This window comes from Streptomyces sp. NBC_01268, assembly GCF_036240795.1.
In the GTDB taxonomy this organism is placed as follows: Bacteria; Actinomycetota; Actinomycetes; order Streptomycetales; family Streptomycetaceae; genus Streptomyces.
Genome location: NZ_CP108454.1, coordinates 5067707 through 5083968, shown reverse-complemented (window position 1 = coordinate 5083968; position 16262 = coordinate 5067707). Strand labels below are relative to the sequence as shown.

Sequence of the window (16262 nt, the reverse complement as noted above, 5' to 3'; positions counted from 1 at the left end):
AGGGCGGGGTCAGGACTTCTTGCTCCAGTCGTCCCATGTCGGACGGTTGTCGAACGCGGGTGTCGGGTTGTCCCAGGTGGGGCGGTTGTCGAAGGCGGCGAGGGCCTGACTGCCCGCGGCCTCCAGGAGGGACCGGAATCCCTCGGCCGAGTTCATCACGAGTTCAGTGGCGGTGTTCGGCGGCATGACGGGTGACTCCTTCGATGAGGGCGATTTTTGCTGTGCTGCAATACCGGGTCCTGGTCCCGTCCATCCGGCCGCCGTGCTCGAAGTAGCGGTTGGCCGGGTGGGCTCCGCCGCAGAAGGCGAAGTACGGGCAGGTGGCACGGCAGGCGTCCACGCCTCGCCAGAACTCGGTGATCCAGGGGGTGCGCTCCTCAGCCTCGGCCACGAGCAGGTCAAAGCCGTCGTGGAGCACGTTGCCGGTGGTGAAGTCTCCGAACCGGACGTCGGTGAATCCGGCCAGCTCCGGGGAGAGCATGACCACGCCTCCGTCATAGGCGACAGTGGGCAGCGGGTCCCATGGCGCGGAGACAGGAGTCGCGGCGGGGGCCCGGCCGCCGAGCACGGCCCGGGCGAAGTTCATCACCCTCGACATCTCCCGCAGCCGCACGACGGGAGCTGCACTCCAGGCGTCGGCGAGCGCCCGCCAGAACTCCGCCGTCCGTACGGGATCGGCTTTCGCGCCTCCCCGGTTGACGCCCTCTTCCTCCTCGACGTTGACCCCGAGAGTGGTCACTCCCAGCTCCACGAAGAACTCGTAGAACCGGGCCGCGTGCGCGGGATCGGGGTCCGAGACGACAGCGATGGCGGAGAAGGGGATGCCGTACCGCCGTAATCGCTCGATTCCCCGCATGATGAGGCGGAAGCCGGGGTGGCCGGCACGTGTGACACGGCGGGTGTTCATGTCCTCGGGGCCGTCGATGCTGACTCCGACGTGCACGTCATGCCCGCGCAGGAACGCGCACCAGGCGTCGTCGATCAGGGCGGCATTCGTCTGGAGCGAGTGGTTCACGCCGTCGAACGGCGCCATGAGTGCGGAAAGGTGTTCCCGGCCGGCGGAGAGGGGTTCGCCGCCGTGCCACACGACCTCGAAGGCGGGGTCTCGGGCCGCCCAGCCGTTGACCGCCTCGGCCACGGCCTCCGCAACGGACCGGGGCATGAGGTGCTTGGTCCGGCGAAACGGCAGGTAGCAGTAGGTGCAGTCCATCGGAAGGCACAGCGTGGTCGGCTGCATCACCACCGCCCGGGGTACCGGTGCGAGCCGTGTCCGGCTGGGCATGGTGCTCCTCTCGTCTTGAGTGAGGTTGGTACGGGTCGGTCAGACCGGTCGGCGGACGGCGGCCTGGATGTTTGCGGCGGCAGCCGTCCACTCGACGCCGTTGTCGCCCCGGATGTGCGCGATGCGGACCACCCGGCCGTCGCCGTGCAGTTCGTGCGTGACGGCGGTGAGCTCGCCCTCGACCCGGCTCGCGGTGTCGCGGACTCGCGCGTGGAGCAGCGGGTGCTGCTCGTAGCCGTCCGGGCCGACCGGGTGGACGCCTTGCTCCTCGGCACGGCGCATGAAGGGCTCCCATCCTGCGGTGGCCCGGACGCGGAGTGCGCAGCTCGGGGCGCCCGGGGACGGTTCGTCCGGAACCGCATACTGCCGCCTGTCGGCTCCGGGCCTGTGACGGGAGTGTTCGGGGGTGGGCATGCTCCGCTCCTCTCCTCGGGGAGCACCGCCTGGAGTAGTCGTCGCTCCGGAGTGTCCGCATTCAGTGAACCGACGGTCACGCTGTGTCGGTACCTTGATGGTGCGAGGAACCCGTTCAAGCCGTTCAAGATCTTTCGAGGAGGCAGGAGTTGGCGGGGAGCCGGACATCGAACGTCGAGCTCGCGGCCGTCATCGCGGAAGCCGGAGTCACGTACTACGCGCTGGCGCGCGAAGTACGCAGCATCGCGGCAGAGGCCGGGGAAAGGCTCGGCACCGGGCCTTCCGCCATCGCCTACTGGATCGCCGGTGGCACACCGAGCGGTCAGACCCGCTCGTATATCGCCGAGGCTCTGTCGAGACGGATCAAGAGGAAGGTGACGGTCTCCGAGATCGGTCTAGGCTGCGCAGGCATCAGGGAGGCCATGGGCGCCGATCCGCTCGCCACCGCCACCGACCTTGGGAGATCCGTGATGCTCCGCCGCCGGGAATTCCTCAACACCGCCTTCGCCACGGCCGCTGTCGTTCTCCCGCTCACCTACGACCACGAGGCCGTCGCCGCCACTCTGAGGGCAGCGAGCACCGGGGGCGGTGTCGGCGCCGAGGAAGTCGCCACCGTCCGTCAGCTCACCGAGGTGTTCCGGAGCGCGGACGACAGGCTCGGCGGCGGCCACGGCCTGACCACGGTCACCGCGTATCTGACCGACACCGTGGTCCCCATGCTGGAAGCACGATTCCCGTCGGATGCGGTGCGCGAAGACGCCTTCGGGGCCGCTGCCCAGCTGGCCTGCCTGATCGGGTGGAAACATCACGATCTCGGTCGCGAGGGCGTCGCCCAGCAGTACTACCTGCTCGGCTACCAACTGGCGTGCGAGTCCGACCCGCACGGCCACGGCGCCTGGATGATGCGGGCGTTGACCCATCAGGCGCTGGATCTGGGCCATTCGGGCTCCTGCGTCGAGCTGGCGGAGGAGGCGCTACGGCGCGCTTCGGGGCGTGTCGACCGGCAGACCGAAGCCCTCCTGCTGGTCACCTGTGCCAGGGCGTACGGGAGCAGCCGGGAAGGCGGCAAGGCCGCCCATGCACTGCTGGCAGCGGAGGACGCACTGTCGGACACAGGGAGCCTCGTGGCTTCGTACGCAGCCGGTTCCGGGCCTGTCGCGGCCACGGTCGCCTCGCACACCGGCAAAACGCTGACCGCGATGAGGGACTACGCGGCAGCCGAACGGCACTACCGAACAGCGCTGGTGGGCCGCACCCCCGGTACGTACCAGCGTGGGCACGGCCTGACCATGGTGAACCTCGGGAACTCGGTGGCGGCCCAGCACCGGCATGAGGAGGCCGTCGCCCTGTGGAACCGGGCGATCGACTTCATGGACGGCGTGGTTTCCGATCGGAACCGACAGCAGATCAAAGCGATCCGGGCGGCGGCCGCCGGCTTGCGGAGGCGCGGAGTGTCCGGGGCCGCGGGCCTGGACCAGCGGGCCACCGGGCTCCTGCGAGGCCAGTCGTGACGGGCCGCCACGCGGACGCGCTCACGCTGGGCGTCGTCGTGCTGACCATGGGAGACCGTCCCCTGGAACTTCGTGCGCTCTTGAAGTCCGTGACAGCGCAGGAGGGCGCTCCGGCGGCGACCGTGGTCATCGGGCAGGGAGTGAAGCTGCCCGGTGTCCCGGGCGGAGCGGTGGCCGTCGAGCTGCCGAAGAACCTGGGCATCCCGGGAGGTCGGAACGCCGGGGTGTGGTGGCTCCGCGAACACGGCGGCGTCGACATCGTGGTGGTCCTGGACGACGACGGCCTGTTGCCACGGAACGACACCCTGCGACTCGTACGGGAAGCCTTCGCCGAGAACCCGCGTCTGGGAGTGGTGAGCTTCCGGATCGTCGACGAGGAGGGGCGGACCCAGCGCCGGCATATCCCACGTCTGGGTGGTGCCGATCCAGCGGAGTCGGGGCCCGTCACGACGTTCCTGGGCGGCGCCCACGCGATCCGCATGAGCGTGATCGAGGAAGTGGGCGAGTTCCCGACAGCCTTCTTCTACGCCCACGAGGAAACGGACTTCGCGTGGCGCGCCCTCGACGCGGGGTGGGAGATCCACTACCGGGCGGACCTGCTGCTGCGCCACCCGCGAACCGAGGCATCGCGCCACGCGGTCTACTACCGGAACACGGGGCGGAACCGCGTGTGGCTGGCCAAACGCCGGCTTCCCGCTGTCCTGGTGCCGCTGTACCTCGCTTCGTGGGCGGCGTACACCGTGGCGCAGAGGCCCCCGTTGCACGGGCTCAGGCTGTGGTGGGCGGGTTTCTTCGAAGGCGTCCGCGTCCCGTGTCCGCCTCGCCGCCCCATGCAATGGCGGACGGTCTGGCGGATGACCCGGCTGGGTCGACCTCCGGTGATCTGACGGGCAGCCGGCGCGCCATGTCCGATGGGAATGGCGCGCCGCCTCGCAGATTCCGCGACGCGGAGACCCACGACGGCCGCCGGCACCGAGGCCGCCTGGCTAGACCGGCAGGCCCGGTGCCGGGAACGCGCCCATCAACTCCGCGACCTCGGCCCGTACGGTCGCGAGGGTGTTCTCGTCGCCCTTGCCGGCGGCGGTGACGGCCCGCTCGATCCACTCCGCGACCAGCGGCATGTGCGTGACGTCCAGACCGCGCGAGGTGAGGGACGGGGTGCCGATGCGGATGCCGGAGGGGTCGAAGGGCTTCCGGGTGTCGTACGGGACGGTGTTGTAGTTGACGACGATGCCCGCCCGGTCCAGGGCCTTCGCGGCGGTCTTGCCGGGGACCTCCTTCGGGGTGAGGTCCATCAGGATCAGGTGGTTGTCGGTGCCGCCGGAGACCAGGTCGAAGCCCCGGGCCAGCAGCGCCTCGGCGAGTGCCTTGGCGTTGGCGACGACGGCGTGCGCGTAGGTGCGGAACGAGGGCTGGGCCGCCTCCCGCAGGGCCACCGCGATCGCGGCGGTGGTCTGGTTGTGCGGGCCGCCCTGGAGGCCGGGGAAGACCGCCTTGTCGAGGGCCCGCGCGTGCTCCTCGCGGGACATCAGCATGGCGCCGCGCGGGCCGCGCAGGGTCTTGTGCGTGGTCGTGGAGATCACGTCGACGTGCGGCACCGGGGACGGGTGCGCGCCGCCCGCGATCAGGCCGGCGATGTGGGCGACGTCGGCGACGAGTACCGCGCCGGCCTCCCTCGCGATCTCGCCGAAGGCCGCGAAGTCGATCGTGCGGGGCAGCGCGGTGCCGCCGCAGAAGATCACCTTCGGGCGCTCCTTGAGCGCGAGCTCGCGCACCTGGTCGAAGTCGATCAGCCCGTCCTCGTGGCGTACGCCGTACTGGACGCCCCGGAACCAGGTGCCCGTCGCCGAGACGCCCCAGCCGTGCGTCAGGTGGCCGCCCATCGGCAGGGCCATGCCCATCACCGTGTCCCCCGGCCGCGCGAACGCCAGGTACACGGCGAGGTTGGCCGGGGAGCCGGAATACAGCTGCACGTTGGCGTGCTCCACCCCGAACAGGGCCTTGGCCCGGTCGACGGCCAGGGTCTCGACCCGGTCGATGTTCTGCTGGCCCTCGTAGTAGCGGCGGCCCGGATAGCCCTCGCTGTACTTGTTCTGCAGCACCGTGCCGGAGGCTTCCAGGACGGCGGCGGAGACGTAGTTCTCGCTCGGGATGAGGCGGAGGGTCTCCGCCTGGAGGCGCTCCTCCGCGCCGACGAGGGCGGCCAGGTCGGGGTCGGCGGCCGTGAGGGCGGGGTGGTGCGCGGCGGGCTGGGCGGTGGGTGTCATGGCGTCGCTCCGGGTTCGGGTGGACGGTCCCGGAGCGCCACGGCTCGCTCGCGCGGCGCCACACGGGACCCGGTCGGTTCCCGTGATGCCCAGGCGGGCGGCACCTCGTGTGGTCTGCCGCGCGTGGCTCCCCCGGGGTCGCTTCCCCGTACGCCAGTCGCCACGCGTGTTCGCAGCCTAGCGGGCGCGCCGTCAGCGCAGGTTTCCCCGTCCGGCATGCGAGCGACGATAAGAAAAGGGAGCCACACCCGCCCCTGGCCGCAGGACGATCGGAGATCCCGTGTCGAGAACGCAAGACGAGATCGCTGCCGCGGACGCGCACAGCGCCCACAACTACCACCCCCTGCCCGTGGTCGTCGCCTCCGCCGAAGGCGCCTGGCTGACCGATGTCGAGGGGCGCCGCTACCTCGACATGCTCGCCGGGTACTCGGCCCTCAACTTCGGGCACGGCAACCCGCGCCTCCTGGACGCCGCGCGGGCGCAGCTGGACCGGTTGACGCTCACCTCGCGCGCCTTCCACCACGACCGGTTCGGCGCGTTCTGCACGCGCCTGGCCGCGCTGTGCGGCAAGGACGCGGTGCTGCCGATGAACACCGGCGCCGAGGCCGTCGAGACGGCCGTGAAGACGGCCCGGAAGTGGGGGTACGAGGTGAAGGGCGTGCCGGACGGGCACGCGAAGATCGTGGTCGCGGCGAACAACTTCCACGGCCGCACCACGACGATCGTCAGCTTCTCCACGGACCACGAGGCGCGGGACCACTTCGGTCCGTACACGCCGGGGTTCGAGATCGTCCCGTACGGCGACCTCACCGCCCTGGAGGCGGCGGTCACCGAGAACACGGTGGCGGTGCTGTTGGAGCCGATCCAGGGCGAGGCCGGGGTGCTGGTCCCGCCGGCCGGCTACCTGCGCGGGGTGCGGGAGCTGACGGCCCGGCGGAACGTGCTGTTCATGGCCGACGAGATCCAGTCCGGCCTCGGGCGGACGGGGCGGACCTTCGCGTGCGAGCACGAGGGGGTCGTGCCGGACGTCTACATCCTGGGCAAGGCGCTCGGAGGCGGTGTGGTGCCGGTCTCGGCGGTCGTCGCCGACCGGGACGTGCTCGGGGTGTTCCGGCCGGGCGAGCACGGGTCGACCTTCGGCGGCAATCCGCTGGCCTGCGCCGTGGGCCTTGAGGTGATCGCCATGCTGGAGACCGGCGAGTACCAGCAGCGGGCCACGGAGCTCGGCGAGCACCTCCACGCGGAGCTCGGGCTGCTCGTGGGCGGCGGCGCGGTGGAGGCGGTGCGCGGGCGCGGGCTCTGGGCGGGTGTCGACATCGTGGCCTCGCGAGGAACGGGGCGGGAGATCTCCGAGCGGCTGATGGGGCGGGGGGTGCTGGTGAAGGACACCCACGGGTCGACCATCCGGATCGCTCCGCCGCTGGTGATCAGCAAGGAGGACCTGGACTGGGGGCTTCAGCAGTTGCGGGAGGTGCTGGCCGGGGGGTGAGGGGGGCGGGGTGGCCGGGTGACGAACACCCCCCGTCAGCCGGGGGCCGGGGCCTCCGGGTGGGGGTGTCCGGACCGCGACCTTCACTTCGCTGCGCTCGTTACGGGCGCCGCCACGTCCGGACACCCTCCTCCGGCCCCGGCCCCCTCCCGCCGTCTTCGTCGGATCCCCCTTTGGTGCAACTCCGGCCATTGACACCCGAGTTGGTCTAGGCCAATGATTTCGCCATGTCCAGACCACGTCTGCGCCGCGTCCTGCGCGGTGCGCTCGCCGCGCTCGTTCCCGTCGCGCTGCTCGGCGGCCTGGGCGGCTCCGCCCAGGCCGCCCCGCTCGCGGCCTGGCCCGAGCCCGTCCCGGTCGTCTCCCACGTGGAGACCGGCGACCCGGTCGTCTTCATCACCATCGACGACGGCTGGTACCACGATCCCGCCGCCGCGAAGCTGCTGCTCGACCGGCGGGTGCCCGCGTCCCTCTTCCTGCTGCCGGGCGCCTACTCGTACGACTCCGGCTACTTCCACACCCTGCTCGACCAGGGGCGGTCGCGGGTCGAGAACCACACCGTCAACCATCCCGACCTCACCACCCTCGACGCCGCCGGGCAGAAGGCCGAGGTCTGCGGGGCGCGCGACCAGCACCTCGCCCAGTTCGGGGACGGGCCCCGGCTGCTGCGTCCGCCGTACGGCGTGTACGACGCCACCACCCGGACCACCGCCCGCGCCTGCGGCGCCAAGGCCGTCGTGACGTGGACGTACGACCTGACCACCTGGGGCCAGTGGACGCCGCCCACCCCGCGGTTGAAGGCGGGCGACATCATCCTGCTGCACTTCAACGAGACCCTGGAGCAGGATCTCCGGCGGGCCCTGGACCTCGCCGACGCCGCCGGACTGGAGCCCGCGCCGCTGAGGGAGTACGTCGGCGAGTGGGGCCCGCCCGGGGAGCCCTAGAGGATCACGTGGGGGATGAAGCGGGCGTACTCGTCCGTGATCAAGCCTGCGGATTCGCGGATGCCCAGGCCCGCCGACTCGTCGCCCACCGTCCACGCGCCGAGCACCACCCGGTTGCCGTCGAAGTCCGGCAGCGGGGCCAGCTCCTGGTAGCAGCAGGGTTCGTCCCGCACGACGGGCGCCTCGCCCGGCTGGTGGAGGGTGACGCCCGCGCCCTCGCGGCCCAGCAGCGGCTTGGTCACGTAGCCGGGGCCGGTGGCGGCGGCCAGTTCGCGGGGGCCGTCGAGGTAGGCGGGCAGCAGGTTGGGGTGGCCCGGGTGGAGCTCCCACAGGATCGCGAGGAGGGCCTTGTTGGAGAGCAGCATCTTCCACGCCGGCTCGATCCAGCAGGTGGTGCCGGTGCCGCCGCCGTTGTCCAGGGTGTCGAGGACGTGCGGGCCGAACCGGTCCGTGGCCAGCCACTCCCACGGGTAGAGCTTGAAGCAGGCGCGGATGAAACGCAGCCGGTCGTCGACGAAACGGCCCGAGATCCGGTCCCAGCCGATCCGCTCGACGGAGAGCGCCGCCGTGTCGAGGCCGGCCTGCTGGGCGGTCTCGCGCAGGTACGCGACCGTCATCAGGTCCTCGCCGAGCTCGTCGCCGTCGGTGTGCACGAAGTGCACCGGGCTGCCCGGCGGCAGCAGGTGGGCCTGGCGCCTCCACGCGTCGACGAGGCGTTCGTGGAGGGAGTTCCACTGGTCGGCGCCGGGGAAGCGCTCCTCCATCCAGAACCACTGCGGGCTCGCCGCCTCCACCAGGGAGGTCGGGGTGTCGGCGTTGTACTCCAGCATCTTCGCCGGGCCCGTGCCGTCGTAGCGCAGGTCGAACCGGGCGTAGATGGTGGGGAGTTCGGCCCGGCGGCGCCAGGACTCGGCGACCAGCGCGGCGAGCCGGGGGTCGGTGATGCCGAGTTCGGCGAAACGGTCCTTCTCGACGATGTGCGCCGCCGCGGCCAGGCACATCGCGTGCAGCTCCTCGACGACCTCCTCCAGCGCCTCCACCTCGGGCAGGCTGAAGGAGTAGTAGGCGCTCTCGTCCCAGTAGGGGCGGAGCGAGTCGTCCGGGTAGCGGGTCAGGGGGTAGATCAGGCCCTGTTCCTCCACGGTCCGCTGCCAGTCGGGGCGGGGCTCGATGCGGTGGCGCTCCATGCGGGGATCAGCCGCCGCCGGAGCCGGAGTGGTGGCCGCCGAAGCCGCCCGAGTCGACCGCCGCCCGGTCGAAGCTGCCGCCGCTCGCCTTGCCGCTGCTGACCGAGCCGCCGTAGTAGTAACGGCCGGTGGAGGTGGTGCTGCCGTCGCCGGAGCCGCCGCCGGATTCGCACTTGTAGTCCGGCAGCTCCTTGTACGTCACCGGATCGACGCAGCGGCGGTCCGGCTCCGAACCGCACGCCGTCAGGGTCGCCGCGAGCACGCTCACGCCGCCGAGTATCACCGTGCCCGACCTCAGCCTGCGCATGGCCCGTCCTCCCCTGATCTCCCCGATGTCTGTTGCGATCGCACAGTGTAGGCCCGGCCGGTGCGACCCTCCGATCCCGCTCGCACTAGAGTCCCTTTCGTGCTTCTTGGGATGGTGTGTGCGCTCGGATCCGCGCTCTGTTTCGGAGCCGCGTCGGTACTTCAGGCGCTCGGCGCGCGGGCCGCCGAGCCCGGCACGGGCGGCGGCGTCGACGTGACGCTGCTGTGGCGGGCGCTGCGGCAGTGGCGGTACCTGGCCGGGCTCGGCATGGACGGCCTCGGCTTCGTCCTCCAGGTCGTCGCCCTGCGGACCCTGCCGATCTACGCGGTGGGGGCCTCGCTCGCGGCCAGCCTCGCGGTGACCGCGGTGATCGCCTCGCGCGTGCTGAACGTGCGGCTGCGGCGGATCGAGTGGACGGCGGTCGGGGTGGTGTGCCTCGGGCTCGCGATGCTGGCCCTCGCCTCCGGTCGGGAGGGCCACGACGGGACCGACTCGGCGACGCTCCAGTGGGGGCTGCTCGTGGCCGCCTTCGCCGTCCTCGCGGTCGGCGCGGCGGCGGGACGGCTGCCGGAGCGGCCCCGCGCCCTCACGCTGGGCCTCGCGGCCGGCTTCGGCTTCGGCGTGGTCGAGGTCGCGGTGCGGCTGATCGACTCGATCGACCTGGCCAACCCGGCGCTGTACGCGCTGCTCGTCGGGGGCGGGGCGGCGTTCCTGCTGCTGACCTCGGCGCTGCACCGCGGGTCGGTGACGACGGCGACCGCGGGGCTGGTGCTCGGCGAGACGATCGGGCCGGCGGTGGTGGGGGTGGTGTGGCTCGGGGACAGGACCCGGGAGGGCTACGGCTGGCTCGCCGTCCTCGGCTTCGCCGTCGCGATCGCGGGCTCCTTGACCCTGGCCCGCTTCGGCGAGGCCCCGGCGGAGCCCGAACCGGAACCGGAGGCGGAACCGGCGGGGTGAGCCCGGGCGGGACGCGCCGGGCCCCGTCGGGCGGCCGCTACGGCAGCACCCGGCACAGCGCCTCCAGCGCCCCCGTCCACCCGCTGTCCGTCGGTGTCCCGTACCCCACGATCAGCGCGTCGGACGCCGGCGGCGTGTCCGGGTGGCGGAAGCGGTCGATGCCCTGCAGGGCGAGGCCCTGGAAAGCGGCCGCGCGGGTGACCGAGCGTTCGGTGCCCGGGGGGAGTTCGAGGACGGCGTGGAGCCCGGCCGCGATCCCGCTGATCCGCGTCTCCGGCGAGCGCGCCGCCACCTCGGCCACGAGCTGGTCGCGGCGGCGCCGGTAGCGCAGGCGCATGGCCCGCACGTGCCGGTCGTACGCCCCCGAGCCCAGGAACTCCGCGAAGGTCAGCTGGTCCGTCACGCTCGACACCCAGTCCACCGCCCCCTTCGCCTCCGTCACCTCGCCGACCAGGTGCTCCGGCAGCACCATCCAGGCCAGCCGCAGCCCCGGCGCGAGGGACTTGCTCGCGGTGCCGAGGTAGACGACCCGCTCCGGGTCGAGGCCCTGGAGGGCACCGACCGGCTGGCGGTCGTAGCGGAACTCCCCGTCGTAGTCGTCCTCCAGGATCAGGCCCCCGGACGCCCGCGCCCAGTCGACCGCCGCCGCCCGCCGGTCCGGCTGGAGCGCGCCGCCCATGGGGAACTGGTGCGCGGGGGTCATCAGGACCGCCCCCACCCCGCTCATCGCGGCCAGCTCCTCCGTGCGGGTGCCGCGCGCGTCGAAGGGGAGCGCGGGGATGCGCAGGCCCGCCCGGGCCAGGATGTCCCAGTGGACGTCGAGTCCGTACGCCTCGACCGCCACCTCCCGGGTCCGCCGCGCCTTCAGCACCTGCCCCATGAGCATCAGACCGTGCACGAACCCGGAGCAGACCACGATCCGCTCGGGCCGCGCGTACACGCCCCGCGCCCGGGCCAGGTACTCGGCGAGCACGGTGCGCAGTTCGATCCGGCCGCGCGGATCCCCGTAGCCGAACGCCTCGTTGGGCGCGGCCAGGAGCGCCTTGCGGGAGGCCTTCAGCCAGTCGGCGCGCGGGAAGGACGCGAGGTCGGGGGTGCCGGGGCGCAGGTTGTAGGTGGGTTTGCCGGGCGCGGGGTGCGGGGGCGCGCCGACCCGGGGCTGCGCCGGGCGGCGCGGCACCGAGCGGCGGGCCACCCGCGTGCCCGAGCCCTGCCGGGCGGTCAGCCAGCCCTCCGCGACGAGCTCCGCGTACGCGTCGGCGACGGTGTTGCGGGCCACCCCCAGGTCGGCCGCGAGCGACCGGGAGGAGGGCAGCCGCACCCCCGCCTCCAGGCGCCCGCTGCGCACCGCCTCCCGCAGCGCGTCCATCAGGCCTTCGCGCAGGCCCTGCCCGCCCAGTTCCAGATGCAGGTCGGCCCCGAAAGTGGCCCACTCGTTTGCCATGGAAATGGACCATACCCGGGCACCATCCGCCCCGTACGGTGATCTTCATGACGACCACGACGCAGAACAACGAGAAGACCGCCTACGCCCACGAGCACGCCCCCCGCCTCGCGTTCGCCGAGCTCCACCCGGAGTTCTACAAGGCCATGGTCGGCCTGGAGATCGCCGCGTCGAAGCACGTCGACCCCACCCTCTACGAGCTGATCAAGATCCGCTCCTCGCAGATCAACAACTGCGGCTTCTGCCTGGACATGCACACGAAGGACGCGATCGCGGCCGGCGAGTCCGTGCAGCGGATCGTGCAGCTCTCCGCGTGGCGCGAGTCGCGGCACTTCTACACCGAGCGCGAGCTGGCCGCCCTCGGCCTGACGGAGGCGGTCACCGTCCTCACCGACGGCTTCGTGAAGGACGAGGTGTTCGCGCAGGCCGCCGAGCACTTCGACGAGACCGAGCTCGCCCACCTCATCGGCGCGATCACGGTCATCAACTCCTGGAACCGGATCGGCGTCAGCACCCGCATGGCCCCGGGCCACTACACCGCCGGGATGTACAAGCGGTGAGCCGCGCCGAGGAGCTGCGGGCGCTGCACGCGGGCGTCCCGGCCGGCGGGCGGCCCCTGGTGCTGCCGGGGCCGTGGGACGCCGTCTCCGCACGGGTCTTCGAGGAGGCCGGGTTCCCCGCCCTGGCCACGCCGAGCGCGGGCATCGCCGCCGCGCTCGGCCACGAGGACGGGCAGACTCCGGCCGAGGAGATGTTCGCGGCCGTGACCCGGATCGTCCGGGCCGTCTCCGTCCCGGTCACCGCCGATCTGGAGGACGGCTACGGGCTCTCCGCGAAGGAGCTGGTGGCCCGGGTCCTGGAGACCGGGGCCGTCGGCCTCAACCTGGAGGACTCCGACCGTACGGACGGCCCGCGCGACCCCCGCGAACAGGCCGAACGGCTCGCGGCGGTACGGGCGGAGGCGGGGCCCGCGCTCGTCCTGAACGCCCGGGTGGACACGTACCTGCACGGCGGGGGCGTCGACGAGGCCGCCGCGCGCGCCCGCCTCTACACGGCGGCGGGCGCGGACTGCGTCTTCCCGATCCTCGCCCCGGCCGGGGACCTGCCCCGGCTGCGGGCCGCCGGGGTCGAGGGGCCGCTCAACTTCCTCGCCCGGCCCGGCGATCCGTCCTTCGCCGAGCTCGGCCGGCTCGGCGCCACCCGGATCACCTTCGGGCAGGGCCTGCTCCTTCGCACCCTCGCCGGGACGAGGGAGCTCGCGGCGGGGCTGCTCACGGCCTGAAGAACTCCAGGGCCGTGGTCAGGTTCTCCCGCTGCTTCGGCCAGTCGGTCTCCGGCCCCGCGACCAGGATCGCGTGCTGGCGCCCGTCGGTGCCGGTGAACGCCCGGTCGACCACCTTGCGGCGGCCTTCCTCCCGGTCGTAGGCGTACACCAGCTCGGCGGTGTCGCCCTCGCCGGTCCGCTCCAGGGAGATCTGCTCGTAGCCCGGATTCCCGGCGAGGGTCCGGGAGGTCTGCTGGAGCGACTCGTACGGCGTGGTGTCCGGGGCCGCGAGGGTGAAGATCTGCACCAGGCTCTTCCCGTCGGGCGAGTTGTAGAAGACGCCCTCCTGGGAGGAGGTGCGGTTCCAGTCCTCGGGGACGGCGATGACGAAGCCCTCCGGGTCCTCGACCGCGTGGAAGCCGGGCGGGGGCATGTCGTCCATGGGGGCCGAACCGTCCGACGGGGAGGGCGAGTCGGACGGCGAGCCGGAGGCCGGGTCCGAGGTCCGCCCCGGATCGCCGGGCGCGCTGACCGAGGTGCCCGGCGAGCCCGCCGTCCCCTTCGTGTTCCCGTCACGGCCCCACACCAGCCAGCCGCCGACGCCCCCGGCGACGAGGACCGCGACCACGACCCCGGCCACGACGGCGTTCCGCGACCGGCCGGGCGCCACCGTCGTGAAGGAGCCGGGAGCGGGACCCGGGCCGGGGCCCACGGTCGGGTCGTACGACGGGGGCTGCGGAGGCAGCTGCGGCTGCACCGGCAGGGGCTGGACCGGCTGGATGTGGAGCGGTTGCGGCTGCGGCGCGGGCTGGGACGGCTGAGGGCCGGGGGGTCCGGTGACCGTCTCCCAGCTCTGTTTCTCGTCGTTCCAGCGCGCCTCTCCCCCGTACCCGCTCATCTCACCCTCCGAGCAGCGCGCCGACGGCCTGGCCGACGGCGACGCCCGAGGCGAGGATGCCGGTCACGGCACCGGCGTCGGTCAGGGCCTGGCGGAGCCGGGTCAGCCGGCCCGTGCCCGCGGAGCCCGTGCCCTCGATCTCGTCCTCGGCGTCGGAGAGTTCGGCGTCGAGGGCGGCCGTCTGCTCGGAGGCGACGACCCCGCCGAGGTCGCCGCGGAGCCTGCGGATGGCCTGGAGCAGCTCCTCCTGCGCGGCGTCGCGCTCCGGCTGGGTGCCGTGCACCGTGTACGACACGGTGTTCTGGTCGCCGATGGTCACGTTGCCCTGGGTGTTGGTGATGCTGATGCCGCCCGCGGGCCTGCTCCGGCCCTGGCCCTGGTCCTGGCCCTGGTCAGCCACGGTCGCCTCCGGTCTTCGTCGTGGTGAAGGACTTGCTGGTGACGGTGTTGTGGTCGCCGATGGTGACGTTCCCCTTGGTGTTCTCGATGAACGTCCCGCCCTCGGCGACGTGCACGATCTTCTGCTCGAACTCGGCGGTCTCGTAACCGGCCTGGCGCAGGGCGACGGTCACCCCGTTCGCCACCCGGTCCTGGATGCTCTTCAGGTAGCGGCTGACGTCCATCTCCTGGAACAGCGAGGCCTCGTCGTCGGAGCCGAGCTCACGGACCGAGATCCGCGGCCCCTCGGGCAGGGCTCCCGCGTGCCCGCCGGTGGCCTGCCGCCACAGGTGGGCGAGGGCCCGGCCGATCGTGATCAGGGCCTGCCCCGCGGAGCTCGGGGCCTGGCCGAGCGCCCAGACGGCCTTGCCGAAGTGGTGGTTGTGGCGGTAGCGGTGGGCGATCCGGTCGGCGTACCGGTAGAGCGGGGCGACCGGCCGCAGGACGTGCGGGGCGACCTCCAGCATGAGCATGCCGCCCTGGGTGTGGACCCGTACGAACACGGTGGTGACGATCTCCTCGCCCCAGCCGCCGACCCTGATCCGCAGGAAGTGCCGGCGGGGCTCGCCGCCCTCCTCGATGGCGGAGGAGCGGTGCAGCTCGAAGAACTCGGGGGTGTACGGGGCGGCCGCCCGCGTCGGCAGGCCGTCGACGGGCAGGAAGACGACCTCGTCGATCTCCAGCTGGCGCAGCCGGTCCCGTACGGCGGCGGCGATCTGCGGGGAGCTGTGCGGGGAGGGCACCCGCAGGGCCTCCACGAGGGGGACGATGTGCCGCATGATCGCGCTGTTGTCGAGCGGTTCGGGGGCCTTGCCGTCCAGGTTCTTGCGGGGGCGCAGCTCGACGGAGAGCGACCAGGGCTCGTAGGGTTCGCCCGCGCCGCAGAACGGGTTTTCGGAGCGGTACATCACGAGCCGGGCGTGCTGTTCGGTCCTGATCCGGTCGCGCAGCCGCCGGAAGCGGGCGCCCTGGGCCTGCTCCGCCGGGTCCGCCGCGACGTCGGCGAAGCGCTCCTTCGACAGCTCGCCGGTGAGCGCCCTGGCGAACTGGCCGCGCTGGGTGGCCACCGCCCAGGCGAGCAGCAGCGGGACGGCGATCGTGAGCCAGACCTCCAGGCGCCCGATGCCCCACAGTTCCTGGGTGGCGCCGCTGAGGGCGAGGCCGAGGAGCTCGCCCCATTCGCCGAGGTCGCCGAGGAGCTCCCAGCGGGTCTCCTCGCCGGCGAGGGCCAGCACGAGGAGGAGCAGGACGGACTGGACCAGGGTGAGCCGCCCGTACCAGCGCAGCAGGAAGGCCGGGACGGTCCGGTAGAAGGGCGCGCGGGCCGAGCGGCCGCGGACCCAGCGGGCGATCCCGAGCAGCAGGAAGGGCAGGACGAAGAGCATGACCAGGCCCTTGGTCACCGGGAAGGCGATGATCCACAGGGCCAGGATCGCGGCGGCCCAGCCGAGTTCGATCCGGCGGGCGCGCAGGGCGTGGGCGAGGACGCGGGCGGCGTCGAGGCCGAGGGAGGGCGCGGCGACGCGCTCCTCGTGGACGTAGAGCTCGTCGATGACGGCGTCCCGGAACCGGTCGTCGAGGTAGGTGCCGGCGCACAGCAGCCGGGTGGCCTCGCTGCCCGCGGGTGCGCCGCGCAGGTCGGCGGCGGGTGGTGGTGGTCCGGGCTGCTGAGGTACGAACGACTGCGCCATGGCTCCCCCGATGGTGGTCGAACTGTGCGTGCGCGCGACGAAGTTGGCGACCGGGCCGCGCGAGGGGACAGCATAGAACGCACGGCGCCCCCGGCCGAATGGGCCGGGGGCGCCGTGGGTGAAGGAACCGGGTGGGCTCGGATCAGGTGCGGATCGGAGCCCGGTCGGG

Annotated in this window: 17 protein-coding genes and 1 riboswitch; of the genes, 7 read left to right on the top strand and 10 right to left on the bottom strand. The window is 72.7% G+C overall.

The window, feature by feature from the left end; genetic code table 11:
* Window positions 1-9: 9 nt before the first annotated feature.
* From amcA to OG309_RS22925, 3 genes are read right to left on the bottom strand one after another with little or no spacing between them, the layout of a single operon-like run.
* Window positions 10-186: a multiple cyclophane-containing RiPP AmcA gene (amcA, locus tag OG309_RS22935; protein WP_329423314.1), complete on the bottom strand. Its 177-nt coding sequence runs from the start codon at window positions 184-186 to the stop codon at window positions 10-12.
* Entirely contained in the window at window positions 164-1282 is a 1119-nt protein-coding gene (amcB, locus tag OG309_RS22930; protein WP_329423313.1) for a cyclophane-forming radical SAM peptide maturase AmcB, read from the bottom strand. The genes amcA and amcB overlap by 23 nt, the downstream gene beginning before the upstream one ends.
* 39 nt (window positions 1283-1321) lie before the next feature.
* On the bottom strand, window positions 1322-1564 hold the full coding sequence (locus OG309_RS22925) for a hypothetical protein (RefSeq protein WP_329423312.1): 243 nt from the start codon (window positions 1562-1564) through the stop codon (window positions 1322-1324).
* A gap of 281 nt (window positions 1565-1845) precedes the next feature.
* Here OG309_RS22925 and OG309_RS22920 point away from each other — a divergent pair, with 281 nt between their 5' ends.
* Together OG309_RS22920 and OG309_RS22915 are read left to right on the top strand one after the other, a co-directional pair.
* On the top strand, window positions 1846-3207 hold the full coding sequence (locus OG309_RS22920) for a tetratricopeptide repeat protein (protein WP_329423311.1): 1362 nt from the start codon (window positions 1846-1848) through the stop codon (window positions 3205-3207).
* A 47-nt stretch (window positions 3208-3254) separates the two neighbouring features.
* Window positions 3255-4094, top strand: coding sequence for a glycosyltransferase family 2 protein (locus OG309_RS22915; protein WP_329428498.1), 840 nt, complete (start codon window positions 3255-3257; stop codon window positions 4092-4094).
* Window positions 4095-4193: 99 nt separating this feature from the next.
* Here the strand turns inward: OG309_RS22915 and glyA are convergent, their stop codons facing one another.
* Window positions 4194-5474 (bottom strand): serine hydroxymethyltransferase, encoded by a 1281-nt coding sequence (glyA, locus tag OG309_RS22910; RefSeq protein WP_329423310.1) that lies wholly within the window; start codon window positions 5472-5474, stop codon window positions 4194-4196.
* Between the two features lie 80 nt (window positions 5475-5554).
* A riboswitch (ZMP/ZTP riboswitch) is annotated at window positions 5555-5645 on the bottom strand.
* A 109-nt stretch (window positions 5646-5754) separates the two neighbouring features.
* Here glyA and rocD point away from each other — a divergent pair.
* Both rocD and OG309_RS22900 read left to right on the top strand, forming a co-directional pair.
* Window positions 5755-6963 carry an ornithine--oxo-acid transaminase gene (gene rocD, locus OG309_RS22905; protein WP_329423309.1) on the top strand — a complete coding sequence of 403 codons (1209 nt, stop codon included), beginning with the start codon at window positions 5755-5757 and terminating at the stop codon, window positions 6961-6963.
* Between the two features lie 227 nt (window positions 6964-7190).
* Window positions 7191-7907 carry a polysaccharide deacetylase family protein gene (locus OG309_RS22900; protein WP_329423308.1) on the top strand — a complete coding sequence of 239 codons (717 nt, stop codon included), beginning with the start codon at window positions 7191-7193 and terminating at the stop codon, window positions 7905-7907.
* Here the strand turns inward: OG309_RS22900 and OG309_RS22895 are convergent.
* Both OG309_RS22895 and OG309_RS22890 read right to left on the bottom strand, forming a co-directional pair.
* A complete protein-coding gene (locus OG309_RS22895) occupies window positions 7904-9094 on the bottom strand; it encodes a glutathionylspermidine synthase family protein (RefSeq protein WP_329423307.1) in 1191 nt (396 codons plus the stop codon). The two genes, OG309_RS22900 and OG309_RS22895, sit on opposite strands and share 4 nt — an antisense overlap.
* A gap of 7 nt (window positions 9095-9101) precedes the next feature.
* Window positions 9102-9401, bottom strand: a complete 300-nt coding sequence (locus OG309_RS22890; RefSeq protein WP_329423306.1) for a hypothetical protein — start codon at window positions 9399-9401, stop codon at window positions 9102-9104.
* Between the two features lie 111 nt (window positions 9402-9512).
* On the opposite strand from OG309_RS22890, the gene OG309_RS22885 reads away from it, so the two are divergent.
* The gene (locus tag OG309_RS22885; RefSeq protein WP_329428495.1) at window positions 9513-10358 is read left to right on the top strand and encodes a hypothetical protein; all 846 of its coding nucleotides are present in this window, start codon (window positions 9513-9515) and stop codon (window positions 10356-10358) included.
* A 37-nt stretch (window positions 10359-10395) separates the two neighbouring features.
* Here OG309_RS22885 and pdxR read toward each other — a convergent pair whose 3' ends face one another.
* Window positions 10396-11802, bottom strand: a complete 1407-nt coding sequence (gene pdxR, locus OG309_RS22880; RefSeq protein ID WP_329423305.1) for a MocR-like pyridoxine biosynthesis transcription factor PdxR — start codon at window positions 11800-11802, stop codon at window positions 10396-10398.
* Between the two features lie 47 nt (window positions 11803-11849).
* On the opposite strand from pdxR, the gene OG309_RS22875 reads away from it, so the two are divergent.
* On the top strand, window positions 11850-12362 hold the full coding sequence (locus OG309_RS22875) for a carboxymuconolactone decarboxylase family protein (protein WP_329423304.1): 513 nt from the start codon (window positions 11850-11852) through the stop codon (window positions 12360-12362).
* Complete coding sequence (locus OG309_RS22870) at window positions 12359-13084, top strand: isocitrate lyase/PEP mutase family protein (RefSeq protein ID WP_329423303.1); 726 nt, start codon at window positions 12359-12361, stop codon at window positions 13082-13084. The genes OG309_RS22875 and OG309_RS22870 overlap by 4 nt, the downstream gene beginning before the upstream one ends.
* Here the strand turns inward: OG309_RS22870 and OG309_RS22865 are convergent.
* Genes OG309_RS22865 through OG309_RS22855 form a run of 3 tightly spaced genes read right to left on the bottom strand, consistent with a single transcriptional unit; the run spans window position 13074 to window position 16093 of the window.
* A complete protein-coding gene (locus tag OG309_RS22865) occupies window positions 13074-13964 on the bottom strand; it encodes a serine/arginine repetitive matrix protein 2 (protein WP_329423302.1) in 891 nt (296 codons plus the stop codon). The genes OG309_RS22870 and OG309_RS22865 overlap by 11 nt on opposite strands.
* Window position 13965: 1 nt before the next feature.
* A complete protein-coding gene (locus tag OG309_RS22860; protein ID WP_329423301.1) occupies window positions 13966-14364 on the bottom strand; it encodes a hypothetical protein in 399 nt (132 codons plus the stop codon).
* Window positions 14357-16093, bottom strand: coding sequence for a hypothetical protein (locus OG309_RS22855; RefSeq protein WP_329423300.1), 1737 nt, complete (start codon window positions 16091-16093; stop codon window positions 14357-14359). The genes OG309_RS22860 and OG309_RS22855 overlap by 8 nt, the downstream gene beginning before the upstream one ends.
* Between the last annotated feature and the right edge of the window lie 169 nt (window positions 16094-16262).